Below are 15554 nucleotides of genomic sequence, written 5' to 3' on the forward strand. Positions count from 1 at the left end.
TTTCATAACATAAGAATAGCTTGCCTGTATCTGTCTAACATTGACATTTAAGGCAAGCTGCTTCATCATTTCATTCTTTTCTAATTATTCCTCAGCTTGAGCAAGTTGAGAAACGTTAATATCATCGTGATCTGCATTCCACTTCATTTCACCATCTACAAAATAAAAAGCTTGTGGTGATTCGTGTTTTACGTTTGTTTTCTCTGCGATATAATCAGATAGTTTACGCTCTTGTTGAACGATTAGATAATAACCATCTATGTCTCTTTCATATAAAAACTTATTAAATTGATCATACGCATTTGCAGAAATTGGACAAGTTTCACTGTGTTTTAATACAAAAACATATTTATTTTCTTCTAATACTTGTTCAAACTGGTCAATTGAACTCAGCTTAATAGCCATTCTATTCACCTCTAAAAATATTTATCACTTCATACTAAGCATATGCGTGAAATTTTTATCCCTAAAATCTTATCAATGGGTACAATTATACACACTCTGCTATGTAATGTTAACCATAAATTTTCAATTTTTTAAATTCAGATAGCATTTAATTTATACTTTCTTTTATTTTTTTAAATTCTCTTTTGAACGATTTATCCATTTCTGATATATCTTTTCCCTCTTTTGGCAATCGATCAACATCAATTTGAGCTAATTTTTCGCTAGTTTTAATCGTATCTACTCTCGTATCATAATAATTTTGCAAACTATAATACATCTCAATTGCATTTTTTCTAGCATTATCAACATGATTATCAGAAATATTTGTTTTATTAATATCCGTAATTTGTTTGTCAATAAGTGGTGAAATATGATCTTTGATTGCTTCTTTCGCTGAGTCAGAATCATTATTTGAAGAATTTAAATATTTTTTAGCAGTATCTTTTAATTGTTGATTATTTTCTTCTAATTTTGATTTAAGTTGACTGGCATCTTCTTTATTTTGTGCTTTATTAATGTCAGACTCCACTTCAGTTCTATTTTTCTCGAATAATTTAGTATAATCCAAAATATCTTCATTATCTTTAATTGAGCGATTACATAAATCTACAAATTCTTTTAAATCATATATAGATTTCTCTTTATTTTCAACAGTTTTTAGATAATCCTCTTTCAAGTGCTTAACTTCATTAGTATCTGCTGTTAAATGTTGAGTGGAATTTTTATATTTTTTAAACTCAGGTATCAAATAGTTATTAATATCCTGCTGAAGTGCACGAAATTCTTTTTTATTTTTATCAGTGGTATCAGTTTTACTTAAATTATCTAACTCTTTTAATGGTATTTTATCCATAACTTTTTCTACACTGTGTTGTTTTTGATGAATTTCTTTATATTGACTTTCAAATTGTTTAATATCTCTTTTTGATTCATTTCCACAAGCAGATACAACTATGGTTAAAATGATAATTGTTATGATAAATAGTAGTTTTCTCATATTTGCACTCCTTATCACTAAACATTATACATAAACGTATTTATTATGAAAATGAATTGTGTTATAGTATGTCAGACTTTATTGTATATATTATTTTCATAAATGAGGAGTATTTCATGTACGCTAATGTTCAACCTTTTATTAAAAAAGACTCTGTGAAACAATTTACATATGAATATAACAAAGTGAAAGACGTATTGTTTACTATTTTAGATTCTCCTATTAAATACACTCAGCATATCGGTGGTACCTGTCATTTTAATTATCAAACTGAACCCATCTTAGATATACTTGTTGGTGTAAATAACTTGCACGATATTACTTCACTAGATGAAAAGCGCCTAAATTATGCTGGTTTTTATCGTTTGCACCATTCTTACAAGAAGAAAGTTGTCATGGCACGTTTTAATAATTTAAGTGAATTAAAACAAGAAGTAAGATTACATATTATTCAAATGAAAACTCCTCTTTTTAAACAATATCAAACAGTCGATCATTTATTACATAACGATAAAGCAATAGCAGAATGGTTTGCAAGTAAGAAAAATGAAATTGTGCAACATGCTAAAAAGATACGTGAATATGAGTCTCAAAAACAAAATTTGTTTGAGAAATTGTATAAGGAATCTAATTTGTTATCGTAAATACTCATAAAGTACGACATAACCATTTTATATTTATAATCAATTCATATATCCAAATTTCGCAAATAACTTTTATAATTGATATAATAATGTTGATATTAAGAAGATGAGAAAGGATGTTCAAAACATTGAATAAAAATGACATCTTACGCGGACTAGAGTCAATTCTTCCTAAAGATATTATTAAAGTGGATGAACCTCTCAAGCGTTATACATATACAGAAACAGGAGGAAAGGCAGATTTTTATTTATCCCCTACCAAAAATGAAGAAGTCCAAGCCATCGTAAAGTTTGCCCATGAGAACAGTATACCGGTAACTTATCTAGGAAATGGGTCGAACATCATCATTCGAGAAGGTGGAATTCGAGGAATCGTCCTCAGCTTATTATCTCTCAATCATATTGAAACCTCTGATGATGCAATTATAGCAGGTAGTGGTGCAGCAATTATTGACGTTTCAAATGTTGCACGTGACCATGTATTAACCGGTTTAGAATTTGCATGCGGTATCCCTGGGTCAATTGGTGGCGCTGTATTCATGAATGCTGGTGCTTATGGTGGAGAAGTTAAAGACTGTATTGACTATGCATTATGTGTCAATGAAAAAGGTGATTTATTAAAGCTTACTACAGCTGAACTGGAATTAGACTATAGAAATAGTGTGGTACAACAAAAACATTTAGTTGTATTAGAGGCTGCTTTCACCTTAGAACCAGGTAAATTAGATGAAATTCAGGCTAAAATGGATGATCTTACTGAAAGACGTGAATCTAAACAACCACTTGAATTCCCTTCTTGCGGAAGTGTCTTCCAAAGACCACCGGGTCATTTTGCAGGTAAACTCATTCAAGATTCAAATTTACAGGGCTATCGAATTGGTGGCGTAGAAGTTTCAACTAAGCATGCTGGATTTATGGTTAATGTAGACAACGGAACAGCAACTGATTATGAAGCACTTATACATCACGTACAAAAAACAGTTAAAGAAAAATTTGATGTTGAATTGAATACTGAGGTACGTATTATAGGTGAACATCCTACAGATTAATTCTTCAAGGAGGGCACATCATTGGCAAAGGTTTATGGATCACTCATAGATAATGAAACACGATGTACACATTATTACTCATCTTTAGATGTTATTGCCATTAAATTTAAATGTTGCAACAAATATTATCCGTGTTATAAATGTCATAATGAACACGTATCTCATACAATTGAAAGATGGGCTGAAAATGAGTTTGATGAAAAAGCTATTATGTGTGGTGTTTGTAAACATGAGATGCGTATTCGTGACTATATGATGGTAGAAATGTGTCCCCGTTGTAAAGCGCATTTTAACAGTCGTTGTAAATTTCATTATCATTTATATTTTGAAGTATAAATAACTTGTTACAAAGTTTTTGAAATATTTGAGCTCCTAAAGTGAATTTTATTTAAAAATTCGTTTTAGGAGCTCTTCTTATATCAACATTCTATTCATGTATTTAAAGTTTTCTTCTTATACCATGGTTGATTTTCTCTTATTATAAGATTATTTTTCAACTTTCTCTACTACTTCATTTAATTCATCAATTTGTTTGATAGTTGTCGTTGAAGATCCTGAAGAGAAATACCATAGTTTTGGATCTAATTCGTAAATATGATTACTTTTTACTGCTTTTACATTTTTTATAACTTTATTTTTTAAAACTTGATTAGTTGTTGCTTTACCACCTACAACTGAACCACGATCCATAGCTAAAATAACATCTGGATTCTGCTTATTAATATATTCATTATTTATATTTTGACCATGTGGGCTTTTGCTAACCTTTTTATCTGCAGGTTTAAATCCTAATGTATCAAACACTAAACCACCAAATCTTCCTCCCGGTCCATATGTTGATAGTTCACCTTCGTTAACCAATAAATACATTACTTTCTTATTAAAGTCTTTAGTTTTATCTTTCATATCAGATATTTTTCTATCTAAATCTTTATTAATTTTTTTAGCTTTATCTTCTTTATCGTAGATTTTCCCTAAATTTTCTGTATTTCTTTTCATATCTTTAATTAAGTTGTCATCACTTGTACCTACATATACGACTTTAGCTTTTGGTGCAGCTTTTTTAAATTCATCTAAATTTTTCTGATTGGCTGTTCTTCCTGAAATAAAAATCACATCTGGTTTAGCTGATGCAACTTTATCAAAATTCACTTCTTTTAGATTTCCAGTATTAATATACTTATCATCTTTAAATTCATCTAAAAAATTAGGTAAAGATTGGTTATTTTCACCTTTAGGTAAGCCTTTTACTTTATCAGCCACACCTAATTCTTTCAACACATCAAGTGCCCCATAATCTAACACAACGGCATTTTTAGGATTCTTTGGTACCTTGACAGTATTAGAGATTTTTTTCTTATCACTGCCATTATTTTCTTTACCACTTGTTTCAAAACTATTCTTGATTGTTACAGTTTCTTTAGAATCACTATTATTTTTTTTCGAAGTTGAATTATTATTCGAACTATTATTACAAGCCGTTAAAACTAAAACTAGAGACAATAATAAAAATAAGACTGTTTTTTTCATATGTGCAACTCCCTAATCAAATTTATAATTTCTTTTTCGTATGGATAACCTCTTTTACTATGAGTCTCAATTTTAATTATTAAACTGAGTCAAAAGTAGTTTCATCATAATATAGACAAATACGTTGTCCCCTTATCTCTTCTATACGTACTTCCATTTCATATAAACTTTTTAAAATGTCAGACTGAATAACATTATCTTTATCATCAGCTTTAACTAGCTCACCTTGTTTAAGCGCAATGATGTCGTCTGAATAACAAGAAGCAAAGTTGATATCATGTAATACGATAATGATTGTTTTATTTAACTGACGACATAAATCTCGTAACGTTTGCATAATCTGTACTGAATGTTTCATATCTAAATTATTTAAAGGCTCGTCTAATAATATATAATCAGTATCTTGTGCTATAGTCATAGCAATATATGCACGTTGTCGCTGACCTCCAGATAGTGTTTTAATATTACGATGTTTAATTTCATTAAGCTGTAATAAGTCGAGAGCATATTCCACTTTGTCATAGTCTTCTTGCTTCATTCGACCTTTTGAATATGGAAAACGACCAAATTTAACTAGTTGCTCGATAGTTATGTTCATATCAGTGTGATTAGATTGTTTTAAAATACTTAATTTTTTAGCTAAATCGTCAGTTTTATATTCTGAAATTTCTTTGTCTTCAATCAAAATTGAACCATTCTCATAACTAAATAAGCGACTGATAGCAGATAATAATGTACTCTTACCAGCACCGTTAGGCCCTATGAGTGAAGTCAATTTTCCCTTTTTAATATCTACGCTAATATCTTTTAAAATAGGTTTATTGTCTATCGTTTTATCTAAATTTCGAATTTGAATCAATTTGCATTTCTCCTTTTGACAAGCAAATATATGAAGTAACTTCCACCAACTAAATCTACTATCAAACTGAATTCAGTTGTTGCTTCGAATAGATTTTCAACTACCCATTGCGCTATAAATAAACTAATCCAGCTGAATAATATTGTTGCCGGTAAAATAAATTTGTGTTCATAGGTCTTCATAAATTCGTGTGCTAAGTTGACAGTTAATAAGCCAAGAAATGTTACAGGACCTATTAATGCAGTAGATATAGAGACGAGTAAAGCAACCAAAATAAGAAACATACGCGTCATATTTTCATAAGAAACACCTAGATTAATTGCTTGTGCTCTACCTAACAAAAGAACATCTAAATATGGTCGAAGTATTATTGTAACAATTATTAAGATAACTAATAATATGCCTGAAACAGTTACTAATTTAGAATTTGATGCTTCAAAGCTAGCAAACATAACATTTTGAACTGCTAAAAAAGATTCAGGATTCATTATAAGTTGGAGAAAACTTGTAATACTACGGAAGAAAGTTCCTAATATTACACCAACTAGTAATATGAAGTAGACTGAAAAGTGACCTAGTTTAAATATAACTTGAAATAGCAGCAATGAAAAAAGCACCATTGCAATCAAAGTGATTAAAAAATTAAGATAGATATTTGTAACCACGGTTGCTTGTTCACCTAAAATAAAAATAGGTAAGACTTTGACAAATAAATACACAGAATCAAGTCCCATAATAGAAGGAGTTAACAATCTATTCGTAGTAATAGATTGGAAAATAACTACGGACGTTCCTATCGCTGCTCCTACTAATAATATAAGAATAAATTTTTTGAAACGGCTTTGGAATTGATATTCAAATATATCAAAATCTAAACCTACCAATAAATAAAAAATTGACATACAAATTGCCATAACGACCAGTATACTTATTTTTTTACTAGTGCTCATTTGCATAATTTTTCCTACCTTTCATCAGCAAGATTAGGAAAATAATTGTGCCAAATACACCTATCGTCAATCCAATATTAATTTCGTAAGGGTAAACAATTATTCTACCAATAATATCAGCAATTAAAACAAAAATTGCACCGAGCATAAGTGTATGTGGTAATGCATTTTTCAAATGATCGCCTCTATAGATAGATATGATATTCGGTACGATTAAACCTAAAAATGGTAATGTTCCAACAGTAACAACAACTAATGCTGTTAGTGTTGCTGTTATGAATAATGCTATTTTAATGATTTTTTCATAACTTACACCTAAATTATGACTAAAGTCTTTTCCCATACCTGCAATAGTAAAATGATTTGCAAATACAAATGCCAAAATAAGTAATGGTATTGTAAGATACAACACCTCAAAACGACCACTCGTTATAACTGCAAAGTTACCAGTTAACCAGTTCCCAATACTTTGTAAAGCGTTGGTTCTCAACGCTACAAATGTAGTAAAACTGGATAAAATGCCACCAATCATAATGCCTAAAAGTGGAACAAAGATTACATCTTTCGCACGGATAAGATTAATTAATTGGACAAATAGAAACGTTCCAACAATACTTAGGACAACAGCAAATAATAATTTGATTAAAATGTGACCATTAGGAAAGAACAACAATGACAATAAAATACCTAATTTTGCCCACTCCATAGTGCCAGCAGTCGTTGGGCTTACAAATTTATTTTGCATCATCTGTTGCATAATTAATCCTGATAAAGCTAGTGAACTACCTGAAAGTAGAATGCTAACTGTTCTGGGAATTCGACTCGAAAACAAAATGTTCATTTGTTCATCACTTAAATGGAAAATATCTATTAGAGAGAGTTGACTCACCCCTATAAATAAAGAGACAATAGTTAAAATCACTAATAAAATAAATAAGGTATAACCTTTAAAAATAAATTTCATTAGTTATTCTCCTTGCTAAATATTAAAGATGTATAAGGTCAATATACGAAAGTAATATTGATGTTAATGATAATGATTATCATTAACATCAATATTATAGACTCTATTTTCTTTTTTCAATAGTTTTTCATATTTTTTTAGAAATTTTATAAATGTTTTATCCAGCAGTAATAATTCATCAGAATATTTTATAATACCAACTTTCATAAAAAAAGAGATTCCTACTAATTTTAATAGGAATCTCTTTAAAAGTACTATACTAATTATCAAAAACAAAGTCTTCATCACGAAGAGGCTCAACATTTAAAGCCAATGTATAGCCATCACCTTTAACAGAGAAGAAATCGTGATTCTTTGTAGATGTATCTAAGGCATTTTCAATAATAGGATTAAACTCTCTTTCTTCGAAATATGGTTCAAAACCTAAATTCGATAATGCTTTATTTCCATTATATCGAACATAATTTAATACATCATCAGCAAGGCCAATATCATCATATAATAAATGTGTATATGAAACTTCATTATCATAAAGTTCATTTAATAATTTATACATTTCTTGATCAGCTTTTTGTTTCTCACTTTCAGATAACTCATTACGCAGACTTTGTGCATCTAAACCTGTGAACACGCCATGTATAGATTCATCTAAAAGTATCTTACGTATAATTTCACCTGACGTAGTCATTTTTCCTTGTCCTGCGAGATATAATGGATAATAGAAGCCAGAATAGAATAGAAATGTTTCTAAGAACACACTAGAAACACGAGCAATATATTGATCATAAATCGATGCTTCTTTACCCCAAAGTTTGTGGTAATTTTCTACAATTTTATCTGATTTATATTTTAAATGTGGCTCCTCAATAACCCAAGTATCCAATAAATAATTGGTTTCGCTAGATGGTAATAATGTAGTGAAGATATGAGAATAACTTTTCGCATGGATTTGTTCCATCATAGCCATAAATGAATAAACAGCTTTCTTTCTTAAATCAGTAGTATGAAGCATGATTAATGGCATACCATCATCAGCTTGATGTGTATCTAAACCTGTTAAACCTGCAAGCGCTTTTTTAAAAGTATTTTTCTCTGAATCTGTTAATGTTTTCCAACTTGCTATATCTTTTGATACTTTAAATTCTGTTTCCACCCACATTTGTGAGATATTTTGCCGCCAGAACATATTAGTCATATCTTCTTGGGTGTTCCAATTTACCGCCTTCATTAAAATCCTCCTGTCATATTTATGTATAAAATAAAGAGTTTTGAACCAATGTAAATCTATAATTTAAAGAAATACATCGATTCATCACTCTACCCTAAAATATTTACAACTTAATTAATTAAATTGCACAACTTGTACATTCTTCCACACTTAATAATTTATTACGTGTATAGTATAAAGATTTAAGCCCTTTATGGTGTGCATAGACATATAATCTTGAAAGCTCACGTGTTGAAATTTCTGAATTAACGTAAAGTATCGTTGAAATACCTTGGTCGACGTGAGTTTGAATTGTAGCTACTAGATCAATAAGTTTCATTTGATCAGTATTAAATGCTGATTTGTAATACCACATTGTTTCTGGTGATAAAAATGGCATTGGATAAAATGTTTCCGCATTTCCATACGTACGACGTTCAATTTGGTCAACAATAGGCATAACAGAACTTGTCGCATTTTGAACATAAGAAATACTTTGAGTCGGAGCTATAGCTAATCTATAAGCGTGATAAAGTCCATATTGTTCTACTTTATTTTGCAATTCTTTCCAATCATTTGAAGTAGGTATATCGATACCATCAAAAAGTTGACGAACCTTTTCAAATTTTGGTTCAAATTCTTGAGATGTATAAAATTCAAAATATTTACCATTTGCATAGTCTGATTGTTCAAAGTCTTGATACTTTTCTCCACGCTCTTTCGCAATTTCCATTGAACGTTCGATGGAATAATAGTTCATAATCATAAAGAATATATTAGCAAAGTCTTTTGCTTCTTCAGATTCATAGCCAATTTTATTTTTAGCTAGATAACCATGTAAGTTCATTACTCCTAATCCAACAGAATGTAGTTCACTATTCGCTTTTTTTACGCCTGGTGCATTTTGAATATTTGCTTCATCACTTACAACTGTAAGAGCATCCATACCTGTGAACACAGAATCTCTGAATTTACCTGATTCCATAACATTCACGATATTCAACGAACCTAAGTTACATGAAATATCTCTTTTAATTTCATCTTCAGTTCCATAGTCGTTGATTACTGATGTCTCTTGTAATTGGAAAATTTCAGTACATAAATTACTCATTTTAATTTGCCCAATATTTGAATTTGCATGTACTTTGTTTGCATTATCTTTAAACATAAGATATGGATAACCAGATTGTAATTGTGTTTGAGCAATCATATTTAACATTTCACGCGCGTCTTTTTTCTTTTTCTCGATATTAGGGTTTGCAACCATATCATCGTAATATTTTTCTAAATCAATATCATCTAAAGTCACACCGTATTCTTGTTTAACTGTATGAGGTGCAAACATATAGAAATCTTTACCCTCTTTTGCCAAATCAAAGAATTTAGAAGGCACAATAAGACCAGTCGAAATTGTAGATAAACGTAAATCTTCATCAGCATTCACTTTCTTAGTATCTAAAAACTCTTCAACATCGTAATGGAAAATATTTAAGTACACTGCCCCAGCGCCAGGACGTTGTCCTAATTGATCTGCATAACTAAATCCACCTTCAAGTGCCTTAGCAACAGGTAAAACACCTTTAGCTACACCTTTAATTCCTTTAATTGCTTCTCCACGTGCACGAAGTTTAGATAAATTAATGGCCACACCACCACCAATTTTACTAAGTTGTTTTGCAGTTGAATCAATGAAATTGATAGAATTTAAGCTATCGTCTATTTCTAATAAGAAACATGAAACAAGTTCTCCACGTCTTGCTCTACCTGCATTCAAGAATGTTGGTGTCGCCGGTTGATAGCGTTGTTCCACCATTGCAGAAATAAATTGTTTAGCTTGTTTAACATTACCATTCGCTAAATAAAGTGCAACGATTGCGACGTGCTGATTATAATCCTCAAGGAACTTAGTTTTATCATTCGTTTTTAAAGCATAATCTTTATAAAACTTACTTGCCGACATATAACTAGCAAATTGGAAGTGAATTGATTTTGCGTATTCAGTAATTTCACTTAATTCTGCTTCGCTATATTTTTCGAAAACATTAAAATAAAAATTATTGTCAACAAGATAATGAAGTCTTTCGATTTCATCATCAAAGGAAATCATTTTATCATGGATTTCTTCAAGATACACCTTCAATGCTTCTTGATCTTTCTCTAAATTAAAGAAACCATTGTCTTTTCTCTTGGTCACTTCATTATTTAATTCAATATGATTGTATTTCTTTTCTTCCATGGTTTTCATTGAAATTGCCCACCTTATCCTTAAATTCAATAATGTCTTTATTTGTCCCTTGTACTTCAAACTTCATCATTAATGGAACTTTATATTCCTCAGAAATTGTATGACCAGCTTTAGCGAAATTTTGTCCCCAATTTCGATTTCCACTCGCAGCAACAGCTTGTAACTGAGTATGATTTACATTTAAAAAAGATTGAACCGGCTGCGGCACCTCTCCAAATCCAATAGTGCCAGTAACTAAAATGTAAGGTTCATTAACTGATTCGTTACAATTATCTTGAGTAATTTCAAATGTATCTTTAATACCAGCACGACTAATAAATCGTCTAACATTACCAGAAAATGAATAATATACTACTTTCATTGGATCACCTTCTTTCGTCAACCTTTGATTCTGCTAAAAGTAGATTAGAAATGATCAAATATCTATAATATAATTTAAATCATCTACTTATAAAAACAGTTGAAAATAGTTACTTTTACGTAAAAATTTTTCAATCTGTAAATAGCCTTTAAAATATATAAATAACCACAATATATAGTGGTTAAAACTTAAATTTACACTACATGATAAATTATCTTTTTAGTAGGTTTTTACTATAATTGCAATATTTTCGAGATAAAAGTAGTGTCAAATTGCATTAAAATGATTAAATGCTACAACGTTATATTCTCAGTCAAACACTATATATAGTGTTTGTATTTTTGATTCAATACTATATTCTGTGTTTCATTATACATAACTCATATCACTAATGAAAGTTAAAAATTGATGGCAGAAATAACTTATCATTTGGAAAGTGCATCACTACGAGTTTAGTGTCATTATTTTAAAATAAAAAAATTTTTTTGAGTGTCTTTACTTGCTTTTCTATTGAAATTAGACATATAGAGTTAAATGAATAGTTACGTAAATTTCTACAATAACAGATATAAATTACATTTTTAAAAACATGATTCTAGCTTTTTATTAAATTGCACAACAGTTATAAAGACTTCGAATACGAACGTTTGTTCGCTTTTATTATAGCTCGTTTCCATTGAATTATCAAGAACTTATGCATAGTTAGAGTTTATATGCTAATATAATGTCGTTAATCATATAATATTGAGGCGATGATATTGAATCCGAAAGTTAAAGGTATTATTGCTATATTGATTTCAGCTGTGGGTTTTAGTTTTATGTCAGTCTTTTTTAGATTGGCCGGTGATTTACCAGTCTTTCAAAAATCTCTAGCTAGAAATTTTGTAGCCATGTTTATACCATTATTTTTTATTTATAAGTATAGACAACCTATGTTTGGGAAATTAAGTAGTCAACCTCTACTCATCTCACGTTCAACACTTGGGTTAATCGGTGTCTTACTTAATATCTATGCAATTGATCACATGGTATTAAGCGATGCTGATACATTAATGAAATTAAATCCTTTTTGGACAATTGTTCTTAGTTTAATTTTTTTACATGAAAAGGTACGAAAATATCAAATTACGGCGATGATTATTGCTATATTAGGGATGCTTTTAATTGTTAAACCAGAATTTTCATCATCAGTTATTCCTTCAATAGCAGGATTACTATCAGGTATTTTTGCAGCATCTGCCTATACATGTGTTAGAGCACTCAGCACTCGTGAAAAACCTTATACGATAGTGTTTTATTTTTCATTATTCTCAGTTGTAGTGCTTATACCTTTTTCAATATTTACTTATACACCTATGACAACAATTCAAATTCTTTTCTTACTCGGCGCTGGATTATCAGCAGCTGTAGGACAAATTGGTATAACATTAGCTTATAGTTTTGCTCCAGCAAAAGATATCTCCATTTTCACATATGCGTCTATAATATTTACTGCATTATTTGGATTTATTCTGTTTGGAGAATCACCTGATATGCTTGCAACAGTAGGATATATTGTCATTATCGGAGCAAGTTACTATATGTTTGATAAAGCAAGACGAGAAACAACTCTAAATCAAAATAATTAAAGGAGCTAGAAAATTGACACAAGGACGTCAAAAAGATGAATTAAAAGATATTACTTTATTAGGCAATCAAAATAACACTTATGAATTTGATTATAGACCGGAAGTTTTAGAAACTTTTGATAATAAGCATCAAGGTCGTGATTATTTTGTTAAGTTTAATTGTCCAGAATTCACATCACTATGCCCTATTACGGGTCAACCAGATTTTGCGACAATTTATATTTCGTATATCCCTAATATCAAGATGGTGGAATCTAAATCATTAAAGTTATATTTATTTAGTTTTAGAAACCACGGAGATTTTCACGAAGATTGTATGAATATTATTATGAATGATTTAATTAATTTAATGGACCCACACTATATTGAAGTTTGGGGTAAATTTACTCCAAGAGGTGGCATTTCCATAGATCCTTACACGAATTATGGTCGTCCTAATACAAAATATGAAAAAATAGCTGAACATCGATTAATGAATCATGACATGTATCCAGAAAAAATAGATAATCGTTAATATGTATTTCATAAAAATCTCTACTTTCATATTTGATGGTAGAGATTTTTGTTGCACTTTACTGCATTAAAGCGTATTTTATATATAGCGCGTCATTGAATAAATATAGTAATAAAATTATTGAAATTATATCATCGGATTAAATGTTACAAATTATATCAATTGATAGAATTTTCTTTTTTAAATTTTTTGAAAATTATTGAAATTTTTTTATCACAATAGTAAAATCACCTTAAAACAATTTAATAAGGTGATTTGGGCAAGAAAGGTTGGGATGATTTATGACTTCAAATAAGTCCCATGAACAAGAAGTTCAAGAAATACCGCAACATGGATTCTTCGGACATCCAAAAGGATTAGGCGTTCTCTTTTTCGTAGAATTTTGGGAGAGATTCAGCTATTACGGAATGAGAGCAATGCTTATTTTTTATATGTATTTTGCACTCCAGGAAAACGGACTTGGGATGGACAAAACAACAGCCATGTCTATCATGTCTGTATATGGATCATTAATTTATATGTCTTCAATTCCAGGTGGCTGGATAGCTGATAGAATTACAGGTACACGAGGTGCCACATTAATCGGAGCTATACTAATTATTATAGGTCACATATGTTTAAGCCTTCCTTTTGCAATGGTTGGTTTATTCACTTCTATGTTCTTTATTATTGTAGGATCAGGTTTAATGAAACCAAACATTTCAAATATTGTTGGTAGACTCTATCCCGAAAACGACGTACGTATGGATGCTGGATTTGTTATCTTCTATATGTCAGTGAACATGGGTGCACTCGTTTCACCAATTATTTTACAACACTATATCGATATTAGAAATTTCCATGGTGGCTTCTTGATTGCAGCAATAGGAATGGCTCTGGGATTAGTTTGGTACTTATTATTCAACCGTAAAACTTTAGGTAGTATCGGTATGAAACCGACGAACCCATTATCTTCTTCTGAAAAGAAAAAGTACGGAACAATCATCGGAATCGTTGTTATAGCAATAGTATTAATCCTTATGATTGCTTACTTTACACATACGCTATCATTTAATCTAATCAGTAATACTGTTTTAATTTTAGGTATTGCTTTACCAATCATTTACTTTACAACAATGATTAGAAGTAAAGAAGTTACTGATACTGAAAGATCAAGAGTAAAAGCATTTATTCCATTATTCATTTTAGGTATGTTATTTTGGTCAATTCAAGAACAGGGATCTAATGTATTAAATATCTATGGTATTGAAAACTCTGATATGAAATTAAATTTATTTGGTTGGAAAACACATTTTGGTGAAGCTATTTTCCAAACTATTAACCCATTATTTATTTTATTATTTGCACCCGTTGTTACTCTTTTATGGCAAAAGCTAGGAAAAAAACAACCTAGCCTACCTATTAAGTTTGCAATTGGTACTATTTTAGCAGGCGCATCTTACATACTTATGGGAGCAATCGGTCATATCTACGGGGATACACAATTCTCAGTTAACTGGGTTATTCTTTCATACGTTATCTGTGTTATTGGTGAGCTTTGTCTCTCTCCAACTGGTAGTAGTGCAGCAGTTAAATTAGCACCTAAGGCATTTAACGCACAAATGATGAGTCTTTGGTTATTAACTAACGCTTCAGCTCAGGCCATTAATGGGACATTAGTTAAATTAATTAAACCACTTGGTCAAACCAATTACTTTATCTTCTTAGGTGTTGTTGCAACCGTGATTACGTTAATTATATTAGCGTTTATTCCTAAGATTTCTAAAGCAATGAAAGGTATTCGCTAATCATTTGACTAAAATGAGATAGAATGTAATTCCTAGAAAAATAGCCAGTAAATGAGTTTTTATAAATTCATTTACTGGCTTTTTATTTATAATACTTCGTATTGTTGGCTGGCTTTCTTAGAAGACAACTTCATCCTGTAGTCTTCAGCTTGTCCTGTTCTCTCAAGAGTCTCGCCAAAATACTTTGCGTTTATATGTAATTTTACATCGAAATACTTTAAAAATAAGGCCCTTTCGTATAATTTAATAAACATCACTAAACTAAATTAACGAGGTGTCTTATGTATAAAGAGGCTTAACTCACTCTACCAGATTGAAACTTCAGTCCTTATCCCCACAATGATATTGTTGAAACAATTCCCGATACTGAAT

16 protein-coding genes are annotated in these 15554 nt (G+C 30.3%); 6 read left to right on the forward strand and 10 right to left on the reverse strand.

Annotation, left to right across the window (positions count from 1 at the left end; translation table 11 throughout):
* Positions 1 to 84 precede the first annotated feature (84 nt).
* The gene (ytxJ, locus tag HMPREF2897_RS03100) at positions 85 to 405 is read right to left on the reverse strand and encodes a bacillithiol system redox-active protein YtxJ (RefSeq protein ID WP_001829675.1); all 321 of its coding nucleotides are present in this window, start codon (positions 403 to 405) and stop codon (positions 85 to 87) included.
* A 148-nt stretch (positions 406 to 553) separates the two neighbouring features.
* Positions 554 to 1444: an EMYY motif lipoprotein gene (locus HMPREF2897_RS03105; protein WP_070592658.1), complete on the reverse strand. Its 891-nt coding sequence runs from the start codon at positions 1442 to 1444 to the stop codon at positions 554 to 556.
* A 116-nt stretch (positions 1445 to 1560) separates the two neighbouring features.
* Between HMPREF2897_RS03105 and HMPREF2897_RS03110 the strand changes: the two genes are divergently transcribed.
* The 3 genes from HMPREF2897_RS03110 (at position 1561) to HMPREF2897_RS03120 (ending at position 3473) form a co-directional block, all read left to right on the forward strand.
* Positions 1561 to 2088 carry a GrpB family protein gene (locus tag HMPREF2897_RS03110; protein ID WP_070592660.1) on the forward strand — a complete coding sequence of 176 codons (528 nt, stop codon included), beginning with the start codon at positions 1561 to 1563 and terminating at the stop codon, positions 2086 to 2088.
* Between the two features lie 116 nt (positions 2089 to 2204).
* Positions 2205 to 3137: a UDP-N-acetylmuramate dehydrogenase gene (gene murB, locus HMPREF2897_RS03115; RefSeq protein WP_002445929.1), complete on the forward strand. Its 933-nt coding sequence runs from the start codon at positions 2205 to 2207 to the stop codon at positions 3135 to 3137.
* A 21-nt stretch (positions 3138 to 3158) separates the two neighbouring features.
* On the forward strand, positions 3159 to 3473 hold the full coding sequence (locus HMPREF2897_RS03120) for a CHY zinc finger protein (protein ID WP_001829567.1): 315 nt from the start codon (positions 3159 to 3161) through the stop codon (positions 3471 to 3473).
* A 150-nt stretch (positions 3474 to 3623) separates the two neighbouring features.
* Here the strand turns inward: HMPREF2897_RS03120 and HMPREF2897_RS03125 are convergent, their stop codons facing one another.
* The 8 genes from HMPREF2897_RS03125 to nrdI all read right to left on the reverse strand — a co-directional run bounded on the left by HMPREF2897_RS03125 (position 3624) and on the right by nrdI (position 11253).
* Entirely contained in the window at positions 3624 to 4667 is a 1044-nt protein-coding gene (locus HMPREF2897_RS03125) for a ferrated catecholamine ABC transporter substrate-binding lipoprotein SstD (RefSeq protein ID WP_070592661.1), read from the reverse strand.
* A gap of 79 nt (positions 4668 to 4746) precedes the next feature.
* A complete protein-coding gene (locus tag HMPREF2897_RS03130) occupies positions 4747 to 5526 on the reverse strand; it encodes an iron ABC transporter ATP-binding protein (RefSeq protein ID WP_001829596.1) in 780 nt (259 codons plus the stop codon).
* Positions 5523 to 6482 (reverse strand): iron chelate uptake ABC transporter family permease subunit, encoded by a 960-nt coding sequence (locus HMPREF2897_RS03135; RefSeq protein ID WP_046044482.1) that lies wholly within the window; start codon positions 6480 to 6482, stop codon positions 5523 to 5525. Before HMPREF2897_RS03135 ends, HMPREF2897_RS03130 begins: the two co-directional genes overlap by 4 nt.
* Positions 6466 to 7440, reverse strand: a complete 975-nt coding sequence (locus HMPREF2897_RS03140; RefSeq protein WP_002491228.1) for an ABC transporter permease — start codon at positions 7438 to 7440, stop codon at positions 6466 to 6468. The genes HMPREF2897_RS03135 and HMPREF2897_RS03140 overlap by 17 nt, the downstream gene beginning before the upstream one ends.
* A 63-nt stretch (positions 7441 to 7503) precedes the next feature.
* Positions 7504 to 7725 (reverse strand): hypothetical protein, encoded by a 222-nt coding sequence (locus HMPREF2897_RS03145; protein ID WP_002445924.1) that lies wholly within the window; start codon positions 7723 to 7725, stop codon positions 7504 to 7506.
* Positions 7700 to 8668: a class 1b ribonucleoside-diphosphate reductase subunit beta gene (nrdF, locus tag HMPREF2897_RS03150; protein WP_002445923.1), complete on the reverse strand. Its 969-nt coding sequence runs from the start codon at positions 8666 to 8668 to the stop codon at positions 7700 to 7702. The genes HMPREF2897_RS03145 and nrdF overlap by 26 nt, the downstream gene beginning before the upstream one ends.
* Before the next feature lie 118 nt (positions 8669 to 8786).
* Positions 8787 to 10892, reverse strand: coding sequence for a class 1b ribonucleoside-diphosphate reductase subunit alpha (gene nrdE, locus HMPREF2897_RS03155; RefSeq protein WP_002495827.1), 2106 nt, complete (start codon positions 10890 to 10892; stop codon positions 8787 to 8789).
* A complete protein-coding gene (gene nrdI, locus HMPREF2897_RS03160) occupies positions 10855 to 11253 on the reverse strand; it encodes a class Ib ribonucleoside-diphosphate reductase assembly flavoprotein NrdI (RefSeq protein ID WP_001829589.1) in 399 nt (132 codons plus the stop codon). Before nrdI ends, nrdE begins: the two co-directional genes overlap by 38 nt.
* 752 nt (positions 11254 to 12005) lie before the next feature.
* Here nrdI and HMPREF2897_RS03165 point away from each other — a divergent pair.
* From HMPREF2897_RS03165 to HMPREF2897_RS03175, 3 genes are all read left to right on the forward strand, one after another.
* A complete protein-coding gene (locus tag HMPREF2897_RS03165) occupies positions 12006 to 12881 on the forward strand; it encodes a DMT family transporter (RefSeq protein WP_002445920.1) in 876 nt (291 codons plus the stop codon).
* Positions 12882 to 12894: 13 nt separating this feature from the next.
* A complete protein-coding gene (queF, locus tag HMPREF2897_RS03170) occupies positions 12895 to 13395 on the forward strand; it encodes a preQ(1) synthase (RefSeq protein ID WP_002445919.1) in 501 nt (166 codons plus the stop codon).
* A 281-nt stretch (positions 13396 to 13676) separates the two neighbouring features.
* Positions 13677 to 15182 (forward strand): peptide MFS transporter, encoded by a 1506-nt coding sequence (locus HMPREF2897_RS03175; protein WP_002445918.1) that lies wholly within the window; start codon positions 13677 to 13679, stop codon positions 15180 to 15182.
* Positions 15183 to 15554: the final 372 nt, after the last annotated feature.

This window comes from Staphylococcus sp. HMSC065D05, from assembly GCF_001813195.1.
Lineage (GTDB): Bacteria > Bacillota > Bacilli > Staphylococcales > Staphylococcaceae > Staphylococcus > Staphylococcus epidermidis.